Genomic DNA, 22,095 nt, shown 5'->3' on the forward strand with positions numbered 1-22,095 from the left:
TAGAGAGGCGCCAATCCAATCGGTCGAGGAGAGGCGGCCGGCAAGCTCAGCAGGAAACCATGCCCAAGCCGCTCACCATCACGACCGCCATCGCTTATCCCAATGGTCGTCCGCATATTGGCCACGCCTATGAGGCGATCGCCACGGACGTGTTCGCGCGGGCGGCGCGGATGATGGGGCGCGACGTCTTCTTCCAGACCGGGACCGACGAGCATGGCCTTAAAGTCGCGCAGACCGCGCGCGGCCTGGGTATCACCCCACGCGAGTTTGTCGATGAGATGGCAAGTTATTTCAAGGAGATGGATGACCTTCTTGGGATCAGTTACGATCGTTTCATCCGGACCAGCGAGCCGGTGCATCATGCCGCGAGCCAGGCGATCTGGGAAGCGATGGCCGCCAATGGCGACCTGTATCTCGATCGCTACGAGGGGTGGTACTCGGTCCGCGACGAAGCCTATTATGACGAGAGCGAGTTGGTCGAAGGGACCGATGGCGCCAAGCTCTCGCCGCAGGGCACGCCCGTCGAGTGGACCGTCGAGGAAAGCTGGTTCTTCCGGCTCTCCAATTATCAAGACAAGCTACTGGCGCTCTATGCGGAGCAGCCCGACTTCATCCAGCCCGAAAGCCGTCGCAACGAAATCCTGCGGTTCGTCGAAGGCGGCCTGCGCGATCTGTCGGTGTCGCGGACCAGCTTCGACTGGGGCGTGAAGGTCCCCGGATCTCCGGATCATGTCATGTATGTCTGGGTCGACGCGCTCACCAATTATCTGACCGGATGCGGCTATCCCGACGATACTGAGCGCATGGCCCGCTATTGGGGGCCGGAAAGCGACATCGTCCACATCATCGGCAAGGATATCGTGCGTTTTCATACAGTTTACTGGCCGGCCTTCCTGATGAGCGCGAATTTGCCGCTGCCGGGGAAGATCTTCGGGCATGGCTTCCTGCTCAACCGCGGCGAGAAGATGTCCAAGTCGCTCGGCAATGTCGCTGATCCCAAGGAACTGGCCGAAGCGTTCGGCGTGGACGCGCTGCGCTATTTCCTGCTGGCGGAAGTCGGCTTCGGAAATGATGGAAGCTATAGCGCGGAAGCCATTGTTCACAGGACGAATACCGAGCTTGGCAATGCATTCGGCAATCTCGCCCAGCGCACGTTGAGCTTCATCGCTAAGAACCTCGAAGGCCGCCTGCCGGAGCCGGCTGCAACGGCCGATGACGAGGCGCTGCTGGCCGCCGTGCGCGAGGCCGTGACCGACATGCCTCGCGCATTCGAAAAGCTCGCGCCGCATGAAGCGATACAGTCCTGGCTGCGCGCCTGCTATGCCTGCAATGCCTATATCGATGCGCAGGCGCCCTGGGCCCTGCGCAAGACCGATCCGGCGCGCATGGAAGCCGTGCTGGCGACGCTCTATGTCGCGATCGCCGAACTGGCGGTGGCGATCTCGCCCGTCATCCCGACCAGCGCGACGGCTCTGCTCGATCATATGGGCGTGCCGGCGGACGCGCGCGGCTATGGCGAGAGCGTCGACTGGTACGAGAGCTTGCGCGCTGGAGGTTTCGTCCTCGCCGCGCCCAAGCCGCTGTTCCCGCGCCTCGAATTGCCTGCCGAGGCCGAGTGATGCTGGTCGATAGCCATTGCCACCTCAATTATGAGGGCCTCGTCGAGGATCAGGCAGGCGTGCTGGCGCGGGCGCGCGCCGCAGGTATCGGCACGATGCTCAACATCTCGACCCGCGAGCGGGAATGGGATGCGATCATCGGCACGGCCGAGCGGGAAAGCGATGTCTGGGCGACCGTCGGCATCCACCCGCATGAGGCGGACAGCCATGCCCATGTCGATACCGCCAAGCTGGTCGCACGGGCAGCGCATCCCAAGGTGATCGGCATTGGCGAGACGGGCCTCGATTATTATTACGATCATAGCGACCGCGCCCAGCAGCAGACGAGCTTCCGCGCGCATATCGCGGCGTCGCGCGAGACGGGCCTGCCGCTGATCGTCCATACACGCGACGCGGAGGACGACACGGCCTCTATCCTGCGCGACGAGATGGGGCAGGGCGCCTATCCAGGCGTCATTCACTGCTTCACGGCGAACGGCGAATTCGCCGACATCGCGCTGGAGCTGGGCTTCTACATCAGCATTTCCGGTATCGTGACCTTCAAGAACGCCAAGGCGCTGCAGGAAACTGCGGCGCGCATCCCGGCGGATCGCCTGCTGGTCGAGACGGACTCGCCCTTCCTCGCGCCGGTGCCGCATCGCGGGCGGACCTGCGAGCCGGCCTATGTGGCGGACACAGCGCGGTTCCTCGCCGATCTGCGCGGAGAGACGGTCGAGGAATTGGAAGCGGCGACGACGCGCAATTTCTTCACGCTTTTCAGCAAGAGCGCCCCGGCAGTTTGACGTCATGACATTGAAACTCGTGATGCTGGGGAGCGGAACGTCGTCCGGCGTGCCGCGCATCGGCAATGACTGGGGCAAGTGCGATCCCGCCAATCCGCGCAATCGGCGCACGCGCGTGTCGATCCTCGTCGAGAGCCCGAAGACGCGGCTTCTGGTCGATACCTCGCCGGACATGCGCGCGCAGCTATTGGCGGCCGACGTGATCCATCTCGATGGTGTGCTCTGGACCCACGATCATGCGGACCATACCCACGGTCTCGACGACCTTCGTCAGGTCATGCATTTTCGCGGGACGCCCGTGCCCGGCTTTGCCCATCGGGCGACCATGTCGAAGCTGAAGATGCGGTTCGACTATGCCTTCGACGGCGGGCAGGGTTATCGCCCGACGATCGAGGAGCATGAGTTGCCGGTCGGTGGGGTTACCATCGGCGACATCGCGGTGACGCATGTCGATCAGCCGCACGGGTCGATCTATTCGAGCGGGTTCCGCTTCGATTTCGAGGGTGCCTCGATCGGTTATGCGACTGATTTCAGTGCTTTGACCGACGACATGATCGCGCTCTACACGGGCGTTGATTGCCTCGTCATCGATGCCCTGCGCGAAAAACCGCATCCGACGCATCCGCATCTCGGCATGGCGCTCGATGCGATCGCCGCGATCCGGCCCAGCCGGGCCATCCTCACCCATATGGACCAGAGCCTCGATTACGCGACGCTCGCGGCATCGCTTCCCGAGGGCGTCGAGCCGGGCTATGACGGGCTCACCGTCACGCTCTGAGCGCGGCGGTGGCGGAAGGAGAGGATAGCCCTGACCGAGGATATCGCCCGGATCATCTACATCGCGCTGGCTCTGGTGCTGGTCGGCAGCGGCCTTGCCTGGCGCAGGCTGCCGCCCGGCAATCTGCTCAAGCTGGCGCTGATCTGGATCGTCATTTTCGGCGTGATCGCTGGTGGCGCGGCCTATTGGTCCAGTTGCTGCGCGGCACCGGGCTGAGGCGGGCGTTCGCGCGGGTGCAAGCCCGCTTCGTTCCCTGCCAAGCCTTGGCCGGGCTTGCTCCCTAGTCTTCCGTTCAGAGGAGAAGGAGGGTCGATGCCGGTCTTGGAGTTTGATTATGTAGTGGTCGGCGGCGGTTCGTCCGGCGCGGCACTGGCGGCGCGGCTTTCCGAGCGCGAGGACCGCACCGTGGCCCTGCTCGAGGCGGGCGGCAACGACACGCATCCCTTCATCCATGTGCCCTCGGGCGTTGCGGCGGCGATCAACACCAAGTCGCTCAACTGGCGCTTCGAGACAGTGCCGCAGCCGGGCATGGCCGGGCGGCGCATCGGCGTGCCCCGTGGCAAGGTGCTCGGCGGCTCAGGGCAGATCAACGGCATGGTCTATTTCCGAGGCCACCCGACCGATTTCGACACCTGGGACGATATGGGCGCCAAGGGCTGGAGCTATCGCGAGGTGCTCCCCTATTTCACGCGCAACGAGAATAACGAGGATTTCCCGGAGTCCGTGTTTCACGGCAAAGGCGGGCCGATCAACGTCAAGTTCGTGCGCAATCCCAATCAGCTGAACTATGATTATATGGCGGCTTTGGCTTCGCTCCAGTTCCCGGCGCGAGCGGACTTCAACGGGCCGGACAGCGAAGGCTATGGCTTCCGTCAGGGCCTGATCCGCGACGGCCTGCGCGAATCCACGGCGCGATCGATGCTCTGGCCCGCCGCGAAGAGCCGGCGTAATCTCAGCGTTCTGACGCAGGCACAGGTGGCGCGCATCCTGTTCGAGGGCAAGCGCGCGACCGGCGTGCTGCTGACCGATGGGCGCGAGATCAGCGCGAGGGCGGAAGTCGTGCTGTGCGCCGGCGCGGTCCAGTCGCCACAGATCCTGCTGGCCTCGGGCGTCGGCCCTGGCGCCCATCTGCGCGAGCTTGGCGTCGATATTGTCCACGATCTGCCCGGCGTCGGCGGCAATTATCACGACCATGTCGCCTGCCCGATCCATATGGAAACGGACAATATCACCTCCTATGGCGTGAGCTGGAAGGCGCTGCCGCGCGGCGCCTGGAACGTCATCCAGTATCTCTGGAACCGGACCGGGCCGTTCGCCGGCAATGTCTTCGAGTCCGTCGCCTTCCTGAAGACCGAACCGTCGCTCTCCAAGCCGGACGTGCAGTTCGTGTTCCAGCCGGCCAAGCGGCTGACGACCAAGATCCCGCTGCCGATCGGCCATGGCTATGCGATCAGCCCGGTCGGCCTCTACCCGAAGGCGCGCGGCACGTTGCGGCTTGCCTCGGCGGACGTGCGCGACGCGCCGCTGATCGATCCGCAACTTCTCTCGGTCGAGGACGACATCGAGACGCTGGTTCGCGCGCTCAGGATCGCGCGCCGCGCCTTCCAGGCGCCGAGCTTCGAGAAATATCAGGGCGTCGAAGTCGCTCCCGGTCCGGACGTGCAGAGCGACGAGGACATCAAGGCCTTCATCCGCTCGGCCGGCTACACCGTCCATCACCCGGGCGGGACCTGCCGCATGGGCACGGACAAGGACGCCGTGGTCGATCCCGATCTCAAGTTGCACGGCATCGAAGGGCTGCGCGTCGCGGATGCCTCGGTGATGCCGATGATGGTCGGCGGCAACAGCAATGCCGCCTGCGTCATGATCGGCGAGCGCGGGGCAGACAAGATCCTCGGCAAGCCCGCTTTGCCGGCGGCCGTGCTGCCGCCGGAGTCGGTTGCTCGGAAATGATAGAAAATCGTTCCAGGAGAGTGTGATGGCAGTCGAACATATGAGAAGTTGGAAGATCGGTGACGTGACCGTCACGCGGATCGTCGAGCTCTGGAACTTCACAGATCATATCAACATGACCATCTCGGACGCCGAGCCCGAGGAAGTCATCGCGATGGAATGGCTGCACCCGCATTATGCGACGCCGGACGGTCAGCAGAAGATGAACTTCCAGGGCTTCATCGTGCAGACGCCGACGATGAACGTGATGCTGGACACGTGCATTGGCAATGGCCGCGACCGGTTCTTCGACGTGTTCCGCGACCTCAACACCAGCTATCTCGAGGATCTCGGCACACTCGGCCTGAAGCGCGAGGACATCGATATCGTGCTCTGCACGCACCTCCATTTCGACCATGTCGGATGGAACACATACTGGAACGGCACGGAATGGGCGCCGACCTTCCCCAATGCGCGCTACCTGTTCGGCAAGACCGAGTTCGCCGCATGGGAGGAAATGCGCAGCCATGACGATCACGGCCTGCATGACGTGCGTCATTTCATCGATTGCATCGATCCGATCATGAAGCTCGGTATGGCCGACCTGATCGACACCGATCATCGGCTCAGCACCGAGCTGTGGGTGGAGCCGAGCCACGGCCATACGCCGGGCCATATCCATCTCTGCATTGAGTCCAACGGCGAGCGCGGCGTGATCACCGGCGATCTCATGCATCACCCGATCCAGACAGCTTTACCTTATCGCCCTGCGCGGTTCGACATGGACCCGGTGGCGGGCGAGGCGACGCGGGTCGGCTTCGTGAACAAGTATCGCGACAGCGGTGTGCTGGTGATCGGCGCGCACTTCGCCGATCCGACGGCGGGTTGGATCAAGAGCGAAGGCGACGGCCAGCGCTTCTTCGGTGTGGGGTTGGAGGAGTGACGCCCGCTCCAAACACCGCCGTGCTCCTGCAAAGGCAGGAGTCCAGGGCGCGGCAGGCTGACATGGCGCTCATGCGCGCTGGGTTCCTGCCTTCGCAGGAACACGGTTCATCTCATGAAGGGCTGCGCTGAAATGTCTCGCGAAATCCCCGAATATCCGCTCGACATTTTCACGCACGACGCCGTGCGCAACGCCAACGCGATCGATGACGCCTTGCGCGAATTCTCGCCCGCCGTGCGACTTGCCGACGGCACTGTGATGATCGGGCGGCATGAGCATGTCGCCGCCGGTCTGATGGACTGGAAAAGCTTCAGTTCGACCTCGCGCCCCTGGCACGATCCGACCTCGCTGCGTCCGGAAATCCTGCTGACCGATGATCCGCCGGCGCACACGCGCGTTCGCCGAGTGATCGGAGATGCCTTATCGCCGAGAACGTTAGACGCCATGCGCGGCATCTTTACAGCCGGTGCAGAGAAGCTCGTGGCAGAGCTGAAAAGCGATAGCGAAAAACCGATCGATGCCGTGACCGAGGTGACCCGCAAGTTCGTCTATGACGTGTTTCCGGACTCCCTCGGCCTGCCGCATGGCAATCGCGACCATATGACCGGCTTCTCGAACATGGTCTGGGCCACGATGGGACCGGAGAACGAGCTGTTCCGCGAGGCCATGGCTGAGGATTTCGGGCCGGTGCTGCAATGGCTGGACGAAGTCGGCGAGCGCGACGGACTGGAGCCGGACGGGTTCGGCATGCTGCTCTTCAAGGCGGCCGACGAAGGCAAGATCACGGCGGCCGAGGCCAAGCTGCTCCTGCTGACGATCCTCTCGGCCGGGACGGACACCACCTACATCACCATGGCCAATGCCCTGCGCGCCTGGGCCGAATATCCCGAGGAATTCGAGAAGGTGAAGGCGGACCCGAAGCTGGTGCGCAATGCCTTCGACGAAAGCCTGCGCTGGGACAGCCCCTCGCGCATGGCGGGCCGCATTACCACGGTCGATGTGCCGATCGACGATATGGTCGTGCCAGCCGGCACGCGCGTCGGCCTCATGTTCGCCGCCGCCAATCGCGATCCGCGCTTCTGGGATGATCCGCTGACCTATAAAGTCGGGCGAGATCTGAAGCATAGCCTCGGTTTTGGATATGGCGTCCACGCCTGCGTCGGCCGCACTCTGGCCTATATGGAAGCCGATGCGTTGTTCGGCGCTTTGGTCCGCGAGATCGACTCGATCGAGCTGGTCGGCGCGGTCGAGCCGTGGATGACGACGGTCGGCCATGGCCCGGCCAAGGTGCCGGTGAAGCTGCACTTCAAGGGATAGGATGAGCGAAGCGCCCCATCATCGCATCCACGCCATTCGCTATGCCCGGCATGAGCGCGTGGCGGCCGAGAACTTCATTGGCGGGGATGACCATGCCTCGCCGATGCCGCTCGACTATTTCGTCTGGCTGATCGAGCGGGACGGCATGGCGCCGGTGCTGGTGGATACCGGCTTCGGCGCGGAAGCGGCGGTGCGGCGCAAGCGCACGATGATCCGGCCGGTGGAGGAGGGGATACGCGCCATCGGCGTCGATCCCGCGTCCATCGAGGATGTCATCATCACGCATCTCCATTATGATCACGCCGGCAGCCTCGATCTGTTCCCCAAGGCGCGTTTCCATGTGCAGGACGACGAGATGGCCTTCGCGACCGGGCGGAGCATGACGCACAAGACCGTGCGCGCGCCGTTCGATGCCGGGCCGGTCGCCCAGATGGTGCATCTGCTGTTCGGCGATCGCGTGGTCTTCCATGATGGCGACGAGGAGTTCGCGCCCGGCATCACTTTGCGCTTCCTGCCCGGCCATACCGCGGGGCTTCAGGGCGTCGAGGTCAGCACGGCACGCGGCCCTGTACTCCTCGCTTCCGACGTGGCGCATCTCTACGCCAATCTGGTGCGCGAGATGCCGTTTCCCATCGTCGTCGATGTGCCTGCCTATCTCGACGCCCACAAAAGGCTGTTCGAGCTGGTGCCGGGCATCGATCATATCATTCCCGGGCATGACCCGCTGGTGCTGACGGCCTTTCCGGCCGGATTGGCGCCGGACGTTTCGCGGGTCGACCTTGCCCCTCTGCAACCCATTGGAGATCTGGTTTGAGCAAGATTGGTTTCATCGGCCTCGGTCGAATGGGCGCCGGCATGTGCGCGCGGCTGTGCGCGGCGGGGCTGCCCGTGGTCGTGCATGACGTCTCGGACGGCGCGATCGGTGCCATGGTGGCGCTAGGGGCGGAAGCGGGCGCGAGTGCGCTCGATGTCGCCAATCGCGCCGAGATCGTGCTGGTGAGCCTGCCCATGCCCGATATCGTGCATGAAGTGCTGCTGGGCGCCAGCGGCGTGGCGGATGGCAGTGCCGTCAAGATGGTGGTCGATCTCTCGACCTCCGGCCCGGCGATGGCGCAGCGCCTGTCCGAGGGGCTCTCGGCGCATGGCATTGCGAGCTACGATGCGCCGGTCTCCGGCGGTGTCGCGGGCGCACGGGACGGCAAGCTGTCGCTGATGTCCAGCGGGCCGGAAGAGACCTGGCCGCAAGTGGAGGCGATCCTCCAGCATTTCGGCAAGGTCTTCTACATGGGCGAGACGCCCGGCGCGGGCCAGACGATGAAGCTGGTCAACAATCTGCTCGGCGCCACGGCGATCGCGGTGACGGCCGAGGGCATGACGCTGGGCATCAAGGCGGGTCTGGATCCGGCCAAGATGATCGAGGTGCTGAACCAGTCGACCGGCATCAACTCGGCCACGCGCGACAAATGGCCCAAATCCGTGCTTCCGCGCACCTTCGATTTCGGTTTCGCCGCCGCGCTCAGCCACAAGGATATGCGCCTGTGTGTCGATGAGGCGCAGGCGCTTGGCGTCGATCTGCCGATTGGCACGCATGTGCGCGATCTGCTGAAGCGCGTGCTCGATGAAGTCGGGCAAGATGCGGACTTCACGGCCATGGCGCTGGTCGTCGAGGATGATGCCGGGCTGACGCTGGAGCGTCCGGCATGATGCGGTTCGCAACCCGACAAGGCGGCTTCGTCCGGCGCCAAGCCGGGGTCGCACCGGTCGGCCTAGGGTGAAGATCACAGGGAGAGAGAGCGTGGACGTCAGCGAGACAATCGAAGCGCGCGGCAGCAGCTACGCCATTTCCGGCACGGTCGCCGAGGGCTTCGAGCGCGTGCTGGAGGCGTTCCGGGAGAATTTCCGCGTCGAGGAAGAGTTGGGCGCCGGCTGCTCCGTGGTCGTCGATGGCCGCACGGTGGTCGATCTCTGGGGCGGATGGGCGCGTGCCGACCAGTCGCAGCCTTGGGACAAGCACAGCACGGTCTGCATGATGAGCGTCGCCAAGGGCGTGACCGGCATTGCGTTTAACATGCTGGTGGATCGTGGCCTCGTCGATATCGACAAGCCGGTCGCGCATTACTGGCCGGAATTCGCGCAGGCCGGCAAGCAGGACATACTGGTCCGCTGGCTGCTCGATCATCGCGCCGCCATCCCCGTGCTGACGACGGACGTCATGACGCCCGGCGGCTTCTTCGACTATCCCGCCTATATCAAGGCGCTGGAAGTGCAGGAGCCGCTCTGGGAGCCGGGCACCCGCGCGGCCTATCATGTTCACAATCAGGGCTTCCTGCTCGGCGAGATCATGCGCCGCGTGACCGGAGAGACGGTCGGTCCCTTCCTGCGCAAATATGTCTCCGGGCCGCTGGGCGCCGAATATATGATCGGCGGCATGGACGAGGAGGAGCAGTCCCATGTCGCGGAAGTGCTGCCCAATACGGGCGCGCGTCTCTTCGCCGCCAAGGATCAGGCGCTCCCGGAAAAGCCGACGACGCCCGAAGGCTGGCAGGACGGCGCAACCTTGCGCAGCTTTGCCTTCCTGCAGAACCCGCAGGAACCCTGGCACACGACGATGAACTCACCGATCTGGCGGACCTGCGAGATCGCCAGCGGCTCCGGCCATGGCAATGCCCGCGGCGTGGCGCGCATCTATGGTGCGGCGGTTGGCTCGGTGGACGGCGTTTCGCTGCTCTCGAAGGACCGGCTCGAGGCGATGCTGGTCGAGCAGCATAACCAGATCGAATTGCTCCAGGACAGACCGTATCATCAGGGCCTCGGCGTGCTGCTAAACACGCCGGCGGCCGTCTATATGGGCCCGAACCCGCGCAGCTTCGGCCATCATGGCCTTGGCGGCTCGATTGGCTTTGGCGACCCCGACGCGAAGCTGGGCTTTTCCTACTGCTGCAACCAGATGCACGCGGTCGGCGACAACGGTCCGCGCGCGCGTCGGCTCATCGAATCAGTTTATTCAAACATTTAAAGGATTTGGAAGATGAACCAGGAACTGTTTGACAAGGGCATGGAGATCCGCCGCTCGGTGCTGGGCGACAGCTATGTCGATTCCGCGCTGGCCCAGATGAACGGCTTCAATCGGCCGCTGCAGGAACTGGTTACGCAATATTGCTGGGGCGAAGTCTGGGGCCGCGAGGGCCTGTCCAAGCGCGACCGCTCGATGATCAACCTCGCCATGATCGGCATCCTCAATCGCCAGCATGAGCTCAAGGCGCATATCAAGGGCGCGCTTACCAATGGCATGACCAAGGACGAGATTGCCGAAGTGCTGTTGCAGGTCGGCGTCTATGGCGGCATCCCGGCTGCGGTCGATAGCTTCCGCACCGCCAATGAGGCGTTCGCCGATCTGGACGCCGGCAAGAAATAAGCAAACGAGGAGAGGACCGGGCCATGACCCCAGCAGATAGTGCCGAGATCGAGCGGGCCTGCGCCCGGCTGATCCTCGAATTCGCCAAGTTCAACGACGATTGGGATCACCAGTCGCTCGCTGACCTGTTCGTCGAGGATTGCGTCTTCGCGCGGCCGCTCGATCCGACGCACCCTTACTACGGGCGTGATAAGGTTCAGGCTATCTTTCGGGATCGCGCGCGGCGCCTGACGCGGCACATCATGACCAACATCCTGATCACCCCGCTCTCGGCCACCGAAGCCAAGGGCACGAGCTATGTGACCATGATGTCCGCGCCAAATCCCGACGAAAAATGGCCGCGCGAGGGCGAGGGGACGTTCATCGGCACCTTCGACGATACCTTCGTGAAAACCGCGGATGGCTGGAAGTTCAGGAGCCGCAGCGGCAATGTGGCGCTCTATCAGGGCGGCCATGTGCCCAACATACCCGTGCCCAGCATCGAAGAGACAGGAGTGCCGCCGCAATGAGCGTGACCGCCAAGAACGCAAACGAGCAGCTCGCGCTGGATTTCTTCGCGTCGCTCTCCACGGGTGATCTGGAAAAGCTTCGCCCTTTCCTGGACGAGAATTCCGTGTGGGAGCCGATGGTCAAGGATATCCCAGGCGCCGGCAGCTATAAGGGAAACGCGATCATCGACGATTTCCTCGGCCCCGTGCGCGGCATGTTCGCGCCCGGTGACCCCAAGGTGCATCCGCAGAATATCTTCTCGGACGGCGATTTCGTCGCGGTCGAGAGCTATTCGGACGGCAAGCTCCAGGACGGGCGGACCTACCACAATCGCTATAGCTGGGTGTTCAGGATGAACAACGGCAAGATCGGCTATCTCCATGAGTATATGGACAGCCACTATGTCGCGACATTGTTCGGCCTATGAGCGACCTTTCCGGCAGGAAGATCCTCATTTCCGGGGCAGGGCGGGGGCTTGGCGAAGCGATCGCGGAGCATCTCGCCGGTCTCGGCGCGGTCGTCGCGGTCTGCGATATCAATGAGGAAACTGCCGCTGCCGTCGCCGCAAGGATCATCAATGCGGGCGGACAGGCCGTGGCCTATGGCGGCGATCTTGGATCGCGCCAGATCTTTCACGATACCGTGGCGGCGTTCGCACGGGCCTATGGGCCGATCGACGCACTGATCAACAATGCGTCCTATCTGGTCTACGAGCCGATCGAGAACATCACCGAGGAGACGCTGGACCGCATGCTGTCCGGCGGGCTCAAATCGGTCTTCTGGGGCGTGCAGGCCTATCTGGCGCATCGCGACCCCAATGCCGATAAGGGTCACATTATCAATTACTCATCACCCGTGGCTTATCGGGGCCGGCCGAACACAGGCGCGTACACAGCGATCAAGGGTGCCGTGGCGGCGCTCACCAATGTGCTGGCCGGCGAGCTCGGCCCGCACGGTATCCGCGTCAATGCGATCGCGCCCGGCTCCGTGCCGACGCCAGCCACGGCCGGCTTCGTCAGTGCCGAGGATTATGAGAAGCGTGCGAAGAACATCCCATTGCGGCGCAATGGCCGCCCGGACGACGTGGCGAAGGCGATTGCCTTCCTGCTCAGCGACGAGGCGGATTTCATTAACGGAGCGATGCTCGCCATTGACGGCGGCATCATCGCGGCAGGCTAGGAGAGAGCGCGCATGAGCGGTTTCTGGCAGGAGAGGCTCGATCATCTCAAGGCCGAGATCGAGGCCGATGTCGAAAAGGGCGCCTATTTCGGCGCGGTGCTGCGCGTCATGCGCGGCGGCGTGGTCGGGTTCGACGAGGCGATCGGCTATGCCGATGGCGATAAGACAAAGCCTCTCGCCAAGGACAGCGTCTTCTCGATCTTCTCGACCACCAAGGCCTTCACCAATATCCTTATCCTTCGCGCGATCGAGCAGGGCCGCTTCGCGCTGACCACCAAGGTCAAGGACGTGCTGCCCGAGTTCACCGGCGCGCCGCGTGACAAGGCGACCTTCTTCCATCTGCTCTCGCACACCTCCGGCATGCCGGGCGTCTGGATGCCCAAGCCGGACATGTATCTCGATCGCCTGGATGAGCTGTATCAGGCCGTGATCGACAATGTGCATGGCAATGTGGAGCCGGGCACACGCTGCGACTATTCCCCCCTGGCGCATCATGTGCTGATGGGCGAGGCGCTCCGCCGGACCGATCCCAAGGGTCGCCGCTTCCGCGATATCCTGCGCGAGGACCTGTTCGAGCCGCTCGGCATGAACGACACGAGCATGGGGCTCCGCGCCGATCTGAACGCGCGCCATGTCCGTCCGGACATGCGAGGAACCGTTCCTATCAAGCACTTATCGCGCACTCTTCCCGGCGATCATGCACTGTTCGAGGATCCCGATGTCGAGGCGCCCCATGTCGGCTGTGCCTCGACCGTACCGGATCTCGCGCGCTTTGCCGAGATGCTCCGCCGCGGCGGTGAGCTGGATGGCGCGCGCATATTGTCGCCCCGCATCATCCAGATGGCCCGTCAGGTGCAGACGAAGGAGTTCCCCAACGAGCTCTATCGCACCGTCCATCTGCGCATGGGCTGGGACGAGATGCCGGCCTATATGGGCCTCGGCTTCAATCTGCGCGGCACGCAGCTTGGCCCGCATCAGCTGGGCACGATGACCAGCCCGGAGACCTTCGGCAATTATGGCGCGGGCAGCGCGATCTTCTGGGTCGATCCCCAGCAGGACGTCAGCTTCACCTGCCTCACAGCGGGCGTGATGACGCAGGCCGCAAATATCGCGCGCTTCCAGAAGCTGGCCGACATCGCGATCTCGGCCTGCACCTGACACACTGAACATGTTTTACCGTTCGCTTGGAACGGAGGGGATAAGGAAATGGCTGACTACGATATCATCGCCATCGGCTCGGGCCATAATGGCCTCGTCGCGGCCGCCTATGCCGCGGTCGCCGGCAAGAAAGTGCTCGTTCTTGAGCGCAACGCCTGGTTCGGCGGAGGCGTCGTGACGCGCGAGCTCACGCAGCCGGGCTTCAAGCACGACCAACATTCGATGAGCCACATCTTCATTCAGGGCAATCCGATGCTCGTGAATGACGAGTTGGGCCTCAAGTCGCGATATGGTCTGACTTATCTCTTCCCGGACGTGCCGATGATGTCGGTGTTCGAGGATGGCCGCACGCTCAAGCTCTATCGCGACAGCGAGAAGTCCGCCGCCAGCATCGCTCAATTCTCGCAGAAGGATGCCGAGGCGTTCCGCAAGGTCTCGGCGCAGGCCGCCGCCTGGCTGCCGATGATCCAGTCGACGCTCTATTCGCCGCCCATGCCGGTCGGTGCGGGCAATGCGATGATGGATTCGAGCTATGAGGGCCGCGAGCTCTGGCGCGTCATCCAGATGTCGAGCCACGATCATCTCTGCGAGCTGTTCGAGACAGACGAGGTGCGCATGCACTTCGCGCGCGTCGCCGGCGAAAATCTCGTCTCGCCGGACGAGAAGGCGACGGGCATCGGTATGTATGTATTCCTGGGCTTCCTGGAGCGCTTCGGCTTCGGCGTGGCGCAGGGCGGCTCCGGCAGCCTCACCGCGGCCCTGATCCGCTGCATCGAGGATCATGGCGGCGCCGTGATCGCGAGCGCGCCCGTCCGCGAGGTAACGGCCTCCGGTGGCCGCGCGACCGGCGTTATCCTCGACGATGGCACGCGACATAGTGCCAAGGATGGCATTATCGGTGCCATCCATCCGCATCTCCTGCCTGAGATGGTGCCGGACATGGCGCCTCAGGCCGCGAAGAACGCGCTGCGCACCCAGATCACCGATGCTGCCTGCATCACGATCCACGCGGCGCTCGATGCGCCGCTCCAGTTCAAGGCCGAGGGCGTCGATGCCGTCATGGTCGAGCTGATGCCGGACAGCTACGAGACGCTGCGCCGCGCCTTCGACGATCTGCGCTATGGCGGCTTCGTCCGTCAGCCGCTCATCGGTCTGGGCTCGCTCTCGCAGTTCGATCCGTCCCGCGTTCCGGAAGGCAAGGCGATCCTCCATGCTTGGGACTATGTGCCCTATCATCGGCCGGACGGCGCGAGCTGGGACGACAGCAAGAGCGCCTATGCCGAGACCATGATCGATCGTATCGCCGATTTCGTACCGAATATCAGAGATATATTGATCGAAGCTCATGTTGATTCTCCGGTCGATATGGAGCGGACCTCGCCCAGCTTCATGCGCGGCGACCTGCATGGCATCGCGACCACGACCTATCAGTCCGGCGCGCATCGCCCGACACCGGAACTCGGCCAGTATCGGGTGCCCGGCGTCGACCGGCTCTATCTGGTCGGCCCGTTCCAGCATCCCGGCGGCGGCGTGTTCGGTGCAGGCCGCGCGACGGCGCAGGTGCTGTTCGACGATCTCAACGTCGATTTCGACAAGGTGCGGATCAAGTGAACACCTGCACCGCCACCATTCCTCGTCATCCCAGCGAAAGCTGGGATCTCATGCGGCAGCAGCGCGCACGGATGAGCGAGACCCCAGCGTTCGCTGGGATGACGGTTGGGGAGCGCGCCGCATGAAAATCTACTCCTCCGATAAGTCCGAGCTTATGCAGGTTGCGAAAATCGAACGCGACGGCAACGACCTCGTCATCAAGGGCAAGGTGTTCGGCACCATGCCGATGAGCGCGCGTCTGAAGCCATCCGAGGCACGCGCCGCGCTCAAGCTGCTGACCCCCAGCCTTATATTTTTCCTTATCACTCTCCCTTTTCGCAAAGGATAAGCCCATGCCCAATCATAAGGATAAGGTGATCATCGTCACTGGTGCCGCCGGCTCGATCGGCTTTGCCACGGCCGAGATCCTCGCCGCGCAGGGCGCGAAGCTGATGCTGGTCGATATCTCGGCCAAGATCGAAGAGCGCGCGGCCGAACTTAAGGCCAAGGGCGGCGAGGTGGAATTCTTCAAGGCCGACTGCGCCAAGGAAGCCGATGTGAAGGGCTATGTCGATGCGACGGTCGCCAGGTTCGGCCGGGTCGACGGCTTCTTCAACAATGCCGGCGTCGAGGGTCTGATCGCGCCCACCTCCGATTATCCGATCGAAGAGTTCGATCGCATCATGTCGGTCAATCTGCGCGGCGTTTTCCTCGGCCTGCATTTCGTGCTCAAGCAGATGGTGGCGCAGGGCAGCGGTGCGGTGGTGAATACCGCATCGATCGGCTCGGAGCGCGGCCTCGCCGGTGGTGGCCCTTATAACGCGGCCAAGCATGGCGTGGTCGGCCTGACCCGCACGGCGGCTGCTGACCATGGCAAGCAGGGCATCCGCGTGAACTGCGTCGAGCCTGGCGTCATCCGCACGCCGCTGCTGGACGAGGTGATGGTCCAGATGTTCGATGGCGATCTGCAGAAGGGCCTCGACAAGCTGGGCTGGGTCTCGGTGATGAACCGTGTCGCGCAGCCTTCCGAAGTCGGCCATGTCGTCTCGTTCCTGCTCTCGGACGAAGCGAGCTTCGTCACCGGCGCGGCCTGGCCCGTCGATGGCGGCGCGCTCTGCACGATCAAGCACGAATAAAGCAGAGCATTCGGTCGGGGCGGACGGCAACCGTTCGTCCCGGACTGTCCTACATGCTTGTCTTCATGGCATGAGAACTGATGCGGCGCATTTCTGCGCCGATCTTTCATATCGTCGAAAACAAAGTAAAATCAGATTGTTAGGCCTGATCCGAACGGACTTTTGCGCACTCACCATGCGCGATATGCACGACCTTAGAGAAGTTAAGCCCCGGAAACGGCAGAAATCGGGCATTTTCCATATGTGCTGCGTGCCCCGATAAGTGCACATAGCGCGTCACGTCGTGACTATTGGCTGCTGCTCAAGCGTTGCTGGCGTTATCAGAGGGAAAACGGGGCGAGTCGTCCGCCGCGGGACTACACCTCATCCCCGTTCGGCCCGACAAGCTCAGGGCGAACAGATGAAGTTGGGATAGCTCAGCCTTTAGATCGCCAATTCCCCCAGCACTGGCTTGCCCCGCGCCGCGCGATAGTCGCTCGGGCTCATGCCGAAGCGACGACGGAATGACCGGCAGAAGCTCGACAGGTCATTGAAGCCGACATCGAAGGCGATTTCGGTGATGGTGACGTCGCTGCCTTCCTTGTCGAGACGCGAGGCGGCCCGCTCCAACCGACGGCGCTGGATATAGGCCGAAGGCGTCGTCGCCATTTCGGCAAAGAGCAACTGCACATAGCGCGCGCTGACCCCGACCCGATCGGCAATGCGATGCGTGTCCAGCTCGGTTTCGCAAAGATGCGCCTCGATGAGATCGAGCACGGCGCGCCGCCGCAGGTCGCGCCGGTTCATGTCGAGCGCGGTCGGGCGCACGGAGCTGTAGGCAAGATCGAGCAGCGGCCAGATGACGTCGCTCATCGTGTCGCCCCAGTCATTCTCGCCGGTCTCGAGCTGACTCCAGGCCGAGCGGAGGAAGCGCGAGAAGAGCGCGCCTGCGCCACTGTCGCCGCGGACGGGGATGCCGACCATCTGGCGCAAGCGCGGCATGCGCGCCTCGACATAGGGCACGGGCAGCCGCAGGACGATGGTCTGCGTGGGTTCGGCGAAGGTCAGTTCCAGCGGCTGCGAGGGATCGAACAGCAGGAAATCGCCTTCGTTGAGCACGCTGGTGCGCCCGCCGGTGTGATTGACGCTGCTGCCGACATGCTGGAGCTGGAGATTGAAGGCGCCGACGTCGATGCCCGGCGAATTGTAGATGCGGGCCGGGGACGAGCAGGGCGAGATGATGTCGCATTCGCGCAGCGCGGCGCGATACATGCGGGCCTCGAAAGCTCCGTCGTCCGGCACCTCGATGGTCAGCGGCGCAATGAACTTGTCCGCGAGCTCGGTCCAGAAAGGCAGTCGGTCGCGTGCCGCGACGCTGTTCGTGTCGATCGCCTGAAGCATCATCGCGATGCCACTCCTCTCAGGTCGCGCCGCCCTCGTTGGAGCCGCTTGCATTGTCCGGAAGCCGGGACGTTATGCGCAAAAGCGCGGACCGGCAAGGCGATAGCGGCAGCATTGCTTGTCCCTGACGGGGACCGCGATCGGTTCAGCGCATCGGAAAATCGATGGCGCCGCCGCTTGCACAGGCCTTCACATGGGCGTCGATACCGGGAATGAAGCCCTTGTGGAAACCGACGATCTGTCCCGTGCCGTCGGCCCGGCGCAGGCTGGTGAGCGCGTCGCCCCATGTAGCACAGGCCAATTCTCGCCGCCCGGCGTCGCGCGCGATGATGCCGAGGATCATCTGCGAGAAGCCGAGATTGCCCAGCGCCTTCCCGCTCGCCTGCCGGTTCACCGCTGCCTGCCGCGCGGCGACAGCGCCCTGACCGGCCATAATGGCCGCGTCGAACTGATCGGCATCGCGCAGGTTCTGCGCGAGCGCTTCCTTGATGTTGGCCTGGAGCGAGCGCACCGCATCGTCCCGGTCGTCGATGATCGCGAGCCGATCGACGACGGCCGCCGCTTCCCGGATCAATCGGTCGGATACATCCTCCGTTCCGGCCCGCGAGCCCGCCGCGAAACCATCCAGTCCGTTCCACGCTGCGCGGTAGAGGATGAGCGGATCGTCCCGACGCTCCTTTAGAAGTGCCTCGTAGATTCTGGCGGCATCGAGATGCAAGGCGAGCGCCTTGTCATAATCCTCGTCGCCCTGAGCCAGCGCATCATAATAAGCGAGCATCGCCTCATCGGCGCGTGCCCTGAAGCTCCCGCGCTGCTCCGCGGTCCAGGCGGCGCGATCCTTGCGGGCCTGGGTGAGAATGGCGGGTATGTCGGGCCGATTGCCGGAGACGTCGGCAAATTCGAGCCTCGCCAGATGGAGCGCGCTTTGCGCTTCGGTCCATTGGGCATCCCGTCTCGCCGGCGTGACTGCGTCCAGCGCTTTGCCCGCTCCCGCAAGTGAAGTCTGAGCGGCCTTCTCGTCTGCGTCGCCATGCACCTGGATGAGGCTGCGATAGACGGCGGACAGTCCACGATAGGTGGAGGCGCGCTCATTGTCGGCGGGCTGGGCCGCGAGTAGCTTGTCCGCGCGATCGAGATTGGCGATCGCGGCAGCACGCTCACCGAGATTGGGGCCGTTGGGGACGCCCTGGATCTCGGCGAGGCGCAGCAGACCGCGCGCGGTCTCGAGCTGGAGTGCAGGCGATGCGCCGGGCGTGTCGGCAAGCGAGGCGAGATAGCGCTGGGCCTGCGCGGCCAGCGCAGCTCGCCCTGCCGTGTTGCCCGGGACGCGACCGAGCTGGTCATTGAGGTCGAACAGCATATGGTTGGCCAGCGTGCGCACATCGTTGAACCGCGTTTCGGCATCGGCGCGGGCGATCTGCGCGCGATGATTGGCGACCAGCGCATAGACCAGTGCGCTGAGCAGCAGGACGAGCGCCAGTGCCGCCGCGCTGATCGGCAGCCGATTGCGCCGCACGAACTTGGCAAAGACGTAGCCGCGCCCACCCTGCGCAGCGACGACGGGATAGCCGCTGCTCCAGGCCTCGACATCTTCGGCCAGCGCCTCGGCCGTCGCATAGCGGTCATTGGGATCATCGGCCGTCGCTTTGGCGACGATGGCCTTGAACTCGGCATCGCTGCCGTTCGGTAACAGCCAGGCAAGCAGCTTACCGAGCGAATATATGTCCGCGCCCGTCGAGACCGCTGCGCTGGTCATGCGTTCGGGAGCTGCATAGCCCGGCGTGAGACTGAGGCTGCCGATCGACGGCGGGCGCGTGCCGTCCTGCGACGGCTCGAGGTCTGGAGCGCGGGCAATGCCGAAATCGATGAGCTTCGGCGCGCCGTCTGCCGTCACGAGCACGTTGGATGGCGTCAGGTCGCGATGGACGACGAGGCTGCGGTGCGCGAAGCCGACGGCCCGGCAGATCGCGCCGAACATGCGGAGCCGTTCGCCGCGTGGGGGGGGGCTGTCCTCGACCCAGCGCAGCAACGACTGGCCGTTGACCAGTTCCATGACGATATAAGGCGCGCCGTCTGGCATCTCGCCGCCGTCGAAGAGCTGCGCGATATGCGGATGCTGGAGCTGCGCCAGTGTTTGCCGTTCCCGCCGGAAGCGTTCGGCGAGGTTCTCGCTGAGCAGGCCGGGCTTGATGACCTTGAGCGCGACGGCATGATCGAAGTCGCCGGACGCGCGCTCGCCGCGATAGACACTGCCCATGCCGCCGCGGCCGATGAGACCGGTGACGCGATAGGCGCCGATCCGTTCGGGGAAGGCGGCGTCATCCTGATCCAGCCACGCGCCGCCGGTCTGCATGTTCGCGCGCCGCTCTGCGGCGATCAAGGAACGGAGCCGCCCTTCGAGTGCGCTGTTGCCTCGCGTTTCCGCTTCGATCCAGCGTTCCCGCTCTGCTTCCGGGATGTCGGTGAGGACGTCGAACAGCCTGAGTGCGGCACGTTCGAGTTCGACCTCATCCATTATCGACCGCCTCCGCCATCGCGTCGGCGAGCCAAGCGCGCGCCGTGCGCCAGCGCCGCTTTATCGTAGCGGCGGATTGCCCCGTCGCCAATGCAACGTCGTCGATGCTCATTGCCCCGAAATATCGCATTTCCACCAGCTCCATCAGCGCCGGATCGATGGCGCCCAACCGGATAAGCGCGAAATTGAGGGATTCCAGGTCAATGCGTTGGCCACCATCGACCTGCGTATTGAGTTCAATCTTCTGATGTTTGCGCTTACCGGCGTGTTTCGCCCGGGCATGATCGGTGAGGACGTTGCGCATGATGCGCGAGGAAAGCGCGATGAAATGGGCGCGATCGACCAGGCTGACGGAGCTCAGGCGCATGAAGCGCAGGATCGCGTCATTGATCAGATCGTCGGTCGAGAGCGAACTGTTGATTTCGCCACGCAGGCGCGCGGCGGCGATGAGGCGGAGCTCTGGCAGCATCCGCTGGATCAGCGCATCGCGCGCGGCGATGTTGCCGCTTCGCCATTGCTGGATGAGATCGGCCATGCCGCCGTCCCCGCTGGTCATCCCGTGCGACCCCACTTTATAGTCGGCTAACCCGTTGAAGCGGCAGAATGTGTCGCTGTCCAGTCTCAATGCGTAACGATCCGTCACAGAGTGGGATGAGTACGTGAAGAAGTATGCAGGCGCCTGTCCCATTTTTGGATCGCTTGGTTAACTTTTTCTGATCCGGTTCGGCGCGTTCTTCCGCTGACTCAGGTGGAAGGGAGGCAAGGGCCTCCTCTTCGACAGGGACTTGTGTGGGAGAATATCATGTCATTTTCGATGAAGGTCGCACTTGCTGGGGCGCTTGCCTCCTCCTTGATTGGTCTGGGTACGACGGCGGGTTTCGCTGCCGAGGTGCCGGTGGATCTGTCGGGTTGGACGGCTCAGGGCTATCCGGGCAATTTCAATTGGGTTCTTCAGCCCGGCAACAACGCGGTCCGTCAGACCGTCAACGGCTCGCCGACCGTGTTTTTCAGCGACTATAGCGCGTTCGGCAATCAGCTCTCCGGAACGATCCAGGTGGCGACGTCGGGCGATGACGATTTCGTCGGGTTCGTTGTCGGCTTCAACTCCGGTGACCTGACCGCGGCGACGACCGACTTCCTCCTGATCGACTGGAAGCAGGGCAATCAGGGCACCGCCAAGCGCGGTCTGGCGCTGTCTCACGTCACGGAAGGCCTGGGCGACAATGATGGCGCATGGGCGCACAACCCAGCCTGGGGTGTTGATGAACTGGCGCGCGGCGCGACGCTGGGCGACACGGGCTGGGCAGACAATGTCGTCTACTCGTTCGACATTGCCTACACGTCGAGCAACATCAAGGTCTGGGTCAATGACGTGCTGCAGTTTGACGTCAACGGCTCGTTCAGCGACGGCCGCTTTGGCTTCTACAACTACTCGCAGGCGTCGGTTCTCTATGCCGGCATCACGAACGAGACATTGCCGCCCCCGCCGCCCGGCGCTGTCCCCGAGCCGGCCAGCTGGGCGATGATGATCCTGGGCCTCGGCGCTGTCGGCACGATCATGCGCCGTCAGCAGCACGTGCGGATCGCCTTCGCCTGATCAGCGCCGCGATCGAAAAATCATGGTGAGCCCGGCCAAGCGTCGGGCTCGCTTTTCCGTCGTTCAACGCAAGGCTGACGGTCGATCCAGGGCTGGGAAGGTGGTGGACGCACTAGGGCTCGAACCTAGGACCCGCTGATTAAGAGTCAGCTGCTCTACCAACTGAGCTATGCGTCCACACTGGCCTCGATGCAGTGCTTTAAGGCGCTGCTTGCGGTCAGGAGGGGCGCCGTTAGCATGGGCCTCCTGGCTTGCCAACATAAAA

At 63.7% G+C, this 22,095-nt stretch carries 22 protein-coding genes and 1 tRNA gene; 19 read left to right on the forward strand and 4 right to left on the reverse strand.

Translation table 11 applies throughout. The features are described 5' to 3' along the window. The first annotated feature begins 59 nt into the window (after positions 1–59). The 18 genes from metG to KM135_RS12360 all read left to right on the forward strand — a co-directional run bounded on the left by metG (position 60) and on the right by KM135_RS12360 (position 16,338). Positions 60–1,619 carry a methionine--tRNA ligase gene (gene metG, locus KM135_RS12275; RefSeq protein WP_221714318.1) on the forward strand — a complete coding sequence of 520 codons (1,560 nt, stop codon included), beginning with the start codon at positions 60–62 and terminating at the stop codon, positions 1,617–1,619. After that, entirely contained in the window at positions 1,619–2,401 is a 783-nt protein-coding gene (locus KM135_RS12280) for a TatD family hydrolase (RefSeq protein ID WP_221714319.1), read from the forward strand. The genes metG and KM135_RS12280 overlap by 1 nt, the downstream gene beginning before the upstream one ends. A 4-nt stretch (positions 2,402–2,405) precedes the next feature. Continuing rightward, entirely contained in the window at positions 2,406–3,179 is a 774-nt protein-coding gene (locus KM135_RS12285) for an MBL fold metallo-hydrolase (protein ID WP_221714320.1), read from the forward strand. A 75-nt stretch (positions 3,180–3,254) separates the two neighbouring features. Next, positions 3,255–3,395 (forward strand): hypothetical protein, encoded by a 141-nt coding sequence (locus tag KM135_RS12290; protein ID WP_246606094.1) that lies wholly within the window; start codon positions 3,255–3,257, stop codon positions 3,393–3,395. Between the two features lie 96 nt (positions 3,396–3,491). Continuing rightward, positions 3,492–5,132: a GMC family oxidoreductase gene (locus KM135_RS12295; protein ID WP_221714321.1), complete on the forward strand. Its 1,641-nt coding sequence runs from the start codon at positions 3,492–3,494 to the stop codon at positions 5,130–5,132. 25 nt (positions 5,133–5,157) lie between these two features. Further along, complete coding sequence (locus tag KM135_RS12300; protein ID WP_221714322.1) at positions 5,158–6,054, forward strand: MBL fold metallo-hydrolase; 897 nt, start codon at positions 5,158–5,160, stop codon at positions 6,052–6,054. Between the two features lie 132 nt (positions 6,055–6,186). Continuing rightward, positions 6,187–7,371 (forward strand): cytochrome P450, encoded by a 1,185-nt coding sequence (locus KM135_RS12305; RefSeq protein WP_221714323.1) that lies wholly within the window; start codon positions 6,187–6,189, stop codon positions 7,369–7,371. 1 nt (position 7,372) lies between these two features. Further along, positions 7,373–8,185, forward strand: coding sequence for an N-acyl homoserine lactonase family protein (locus tag KM135_RS12310; protein WP_221714324.1), 813 nt, complete (start codon positions 7,373–7,375; stop codon positions 8,183–8,185). After that, positions 8,182–9,075: an NAD(P)-dependent oxidoreductase gene (locus KM135_RS12315; RefSeq protein WP_221714325.1), complete on the forward strand. Its 894-nt coding sequence runs from the start codon at positions 8,182–8,184 to the stop codon at positions 9,073–9,075. The genes KM135_RS12310 and KM135_RS12315 overlap by 4 nt, the downstream gene beginning before the upstream one ends. A gap of 91 nt (positions 9,076–9,166) precedes the next feature. Continuing rightward, complete coding sequence (locus KM135_RS12320; protein ID WP_221714326.1) at positions 9,167–10,387, forward strand: serine hydrolase domain-containing protein; 1,221 nt, start codon at positions 9,167–9,169, stop codon at positions 10,385–10,387. A gap of 12 nt (positions 10,388–10,399) precedes the next feature. Then, a complete protein-coding gene (locus tag KM135_RS12325) occupies positions 10,400–10,786 on the forward strand; it encodes a carboxymuconolactone decarboxylase family protein (protein WP_221714327.1) in 387 nt (128 codons plus the stop codon). 23 nt (positions 10,787–10,809) lie between these two features. After that, positions 10,810–11,295, forward strand: coding sequence for a nuclear transport factor 2 family protein (locus KM135_RS12330; RefSeq protein WP_221714328.1), 486 nt, complete (start codon positions 10,810–10,812; stop codon positions 11,293–11,295). Then, a complete protein-coding gene (locus KM135_RS12335; protein WP_221714329.1) occupies positions 11,292–11,702 on the forward strand; it encodes a nuclear transport factor 2 family protein in 411 nt (136 codons plus the stop codon). The genes KM135_RS12330 and KM135_RS12335 overlap by 4 nt, the downstream gene beginning before the upstream one ends. Beyond that, entirely contained in the window at positions 11,699–12,454 is a 756-nt protein-coding gene (locus tag KM135_RS12340) for an SDR family NAD(P)-dependent oxidoreductase (RefSeq protein WP_221714330.1), read from the forward strand. The genes KM135_RS12335 and KM135_RS12340 overlap by 4 nt, the downstream gene beginning before the upstream one ends. 12 nt (positions 12,455–12,466) lie before the next feature. Next, positions 12,467–13,612: a serine hydrolase domain-containing protein gene (locus tag KM135_RS12345; RefSeq protein WP_221714331.1), complete on the forward strand. Its 1,146-nt coding sequence runs from the start codon at positions 12,467–12,469 to the stop codon at positions 13,610–13,612. 48 nt (positions 13,613–13,660) lie between these two features. Next, complete coding sequence (locus tag KM135_RS12350) at positions 13,661–15,223, forward strand: phytoene desaturase family protein (protein WP_221714332.1); 1,563 nt, start codon at positions 13,661–13,663, stop codon at positions 15,221–15,223. A gap of 121 nt (positions 15,224–15,344) precedes the next feature. Further along, positions 15,345–15,551 carry a hypothetical protein gene (locus tag KM135_RS12355; RefSeq protein ID WP_221714333.1) on the forward strand — a complete coding sequence of 69 codons (207 nt, stop codon included), beginning with the start codon at positions 15,345–15,347 and terminating at the stop codon, positions 15,549–15,551. A gap of 4 nt (positions 15,552–15,555) precedes the next feature. Continuing rightward, the gene (locus KM135_RS12360; RefSeq protein WP_221714334.1) at positions 15,556–16,338 is read left to right on the forward strand and encodes an SDR family NAD(P)-dependent oxidoreductase; all 783 of its coding nucleotides are present in this window, start codon (positions 15,556–15,558) and stop codon (positions 16,336–16,338) included. A gap of 423 nt (positions 16,339–16,761) precedes the next feature. Here the strand turns inward: KM135_RS12360 and KM135_RS12365 are convergent, their stop codons facing one another. From KM135_RS12365 to KM135_RS12375, 3 genes are all read right to left on the reverse strand, one after another. Further along, entirely contained in the window at positions 16,762–17,721 is a 960-nt protein-coding gene (locus KM135_RS12365; protein WP_221714335.1) for a helix-turn-helix domain-containing protein, read from the reverse strand. 142 nt (positions 17,722–17,863) lie between these two features. After that, positions 17,864–20,233, reverse strand: a complete 2,370-nt coding sequence (locus KM135_RS12370) for a serine/threonine-protein kinase (protein WP_221714336.1) — start codon at positions 20,231–20,233, stop codon at positions 17,864–17,866. Further along, positions 20,226–20,768 (reverse strand): ECF-type sigma factor, encoded by a 543-nt coding sequence (locus KM135_RS12375; RefSeq protein ID WP_246606035.1) that lies wholly within the window; start codon positions 20,766–20,768, stop codon positions 20,226–20,228. The genes KM135_RS12370 and KM135_RS12375 overlap by 8 nt, the downstream gene beginning before the upstream one ends. 267 nt (positions 20,769–21,035) lie before the next feature. Here KM135_RS12375 and KM135_RS12380 point away from each other — a divergent pair, with 267 nt between their 5' ends. Further along, complete coding sequence (locus KM135_RS12380) at positions 21,036–21,830, forward strand: PEPxxWA-CTERM sorting domain-containing protein (protein ID WP_246606037.1); 795 nt, start codon at positions 21,036–21,038, stop codon at positions 21,828–21,830. 101 nt (positions 21,831–21,931) lie between these two features. On the opposite strand, the gene KM135_RS12385 is transcribed toward KM135_RS12380, so the two are convergent. Continuing rightward, positions 21,932–22,007 (reverse strand) — tRNA-Lys (locus KM135_RS12385). Between the last annotated feature and the right edge of the window lie 88 nt (positions 22,008–22,095).

This window comes from Sphingobium xanthum (assembly GCF_019737615.1).
In the GTDB taxonomy this organism is placed as follows: domain Bacteria; phylum Pseudomonadota; class Alphaproteobacteria; order Sphingomonadales; family Sphingomonadaceae; genus Sphingobium; species Sphingobium xanthum.

Bases quoted from the DNA above. Each gene is read 5' to 3' on its own strand.
- metG (WP_221714318.1), top strand. From the start codon at position 60: ATGCCCAAGCCGCTCACCATCACGACCGCCATCGCTTATCCCAATGGT.
- KM135_RS12280 (WP_221714319.1), top strand. From the start codon at position 1,619: ATGCTGGTCGATAGCCATTGCCACCTCAATTATGAGGGCCTCGTCGAG.
- KM135_RS12285 (WP_221714320.1), top strand. From the start codon at position 2,406: ATGACATTGAAACTCGTGATGCTGGGGAGCGGAACGTCGTCCGGCGTG.
- KM135_RS12295 (WP_221714321.1), top strand. From the start codon at position 3,492: ATGCCGGTCTTGGAGTTTGATTATGTAGTGGTCGGCGGCGGTTCGTCC.
- KM135_RS12300 (WP_221714322.1), top strand. From the start codon at position 5,158: ATGGCAGTCGAACATATGAGAAGTTGGAAGATCGGTGACGTGACCGTC.
- KM135_RS12305 (WP_221714323.1), top strand. From the start codon at position 6,187: ATGTCTCGCGAAATCCCCGAATATCCGCTCGACATTTTCACGCACGAC.
- KM135_RS12310 (WP_221714324.1), top strand. From the start codon at position 7,373: ATGAGCGAAGCGCCCCATCATCGCATCCACGCCATTCGCTATGCCCGG.
- KM135_RS12325 (WP_221714327.1), top strand. From the start codon at position 10,400: ATGAACCAGGAACTGTTTGACAAGGGCATGGAGATCCGCCGCTCGGTG.
- KM135_RS12330 (WP_221714328.1), top strand. From the start codon at position 10,810: ATGACCCCAGCAGATAGTGCCGAGATCGAGCGGGCCTGCGCCCGGCTG.
- KM135_RS12335 (WP_221714329.1), top strand. From the start codon at position 11,292: ATGAGCGTGACCGCCAAGAACGCAAACGAGCAGCTCGCGCTGGATTTC.
- KM135_RS12340 (WP_221714330.1), top strand. From the start codon at position 11,699: ATGAGCGACCTTTCCGGCAGGAAGATCCTCATTTCCGGGGCAGGGCGG.
- KM135_RS12345 (WP_221714331.1), top strand. From the start codon at position 12,467: ATGAGCGGTTTCTGGCAGGAGAGGCTCGATCATCTCAAGGCCGAGATC.
- KM135_RS12350 (WP_221714332.1), top strand. From the start codon at position 13,661: ATGGCTGACTACGATATCATCGCCATCGGCTCGGGCCATAATGGCCTC.
- KM135_RS12355 (WP_221714333.1), top strand. From the start codon at position 15,345: ATGAAAATCTACTCCTCCGATAAGTCCGAGCTTATGCAGGTTGCGAAA.
- KM135_RS12360 (WP_221714334.1), top strand. From the start codon at position 15,556: ATGCCCAATCATAAGGATAAGGTGATCATCGTCACTGGTGCCGCCGGC.
- KM135_RS12365 (WP_221714335.1), bottom strand. From the start codon at position 17,721: ATGATGCTTCAGGCGATCGACACGAACAGCGTCGCGGCACGCGACCGA.
- KM135_RS12370 (WP_221714336.1), bottom strand. From the start codon at position 20,233: ATGGATGAGGTCGAACTCGAACGTGCCGCACTCAGGCTGTTCGACGTC.
- KM135_RS12375 (WP_246606035.1), bottom strand. From the start codon at position 20,768: ATGGCCGATCTCATCCAGCAATGGCGAAGCGGCAACATCGCCGCGCGC.
- KM135_RS12380 (WP_246606037.1), top strand. From the start codon at position 21,036: ATGTCATTTTCGATGAAGGTCGCACTTGCTGGGGCGCTTGCCTCCTCC.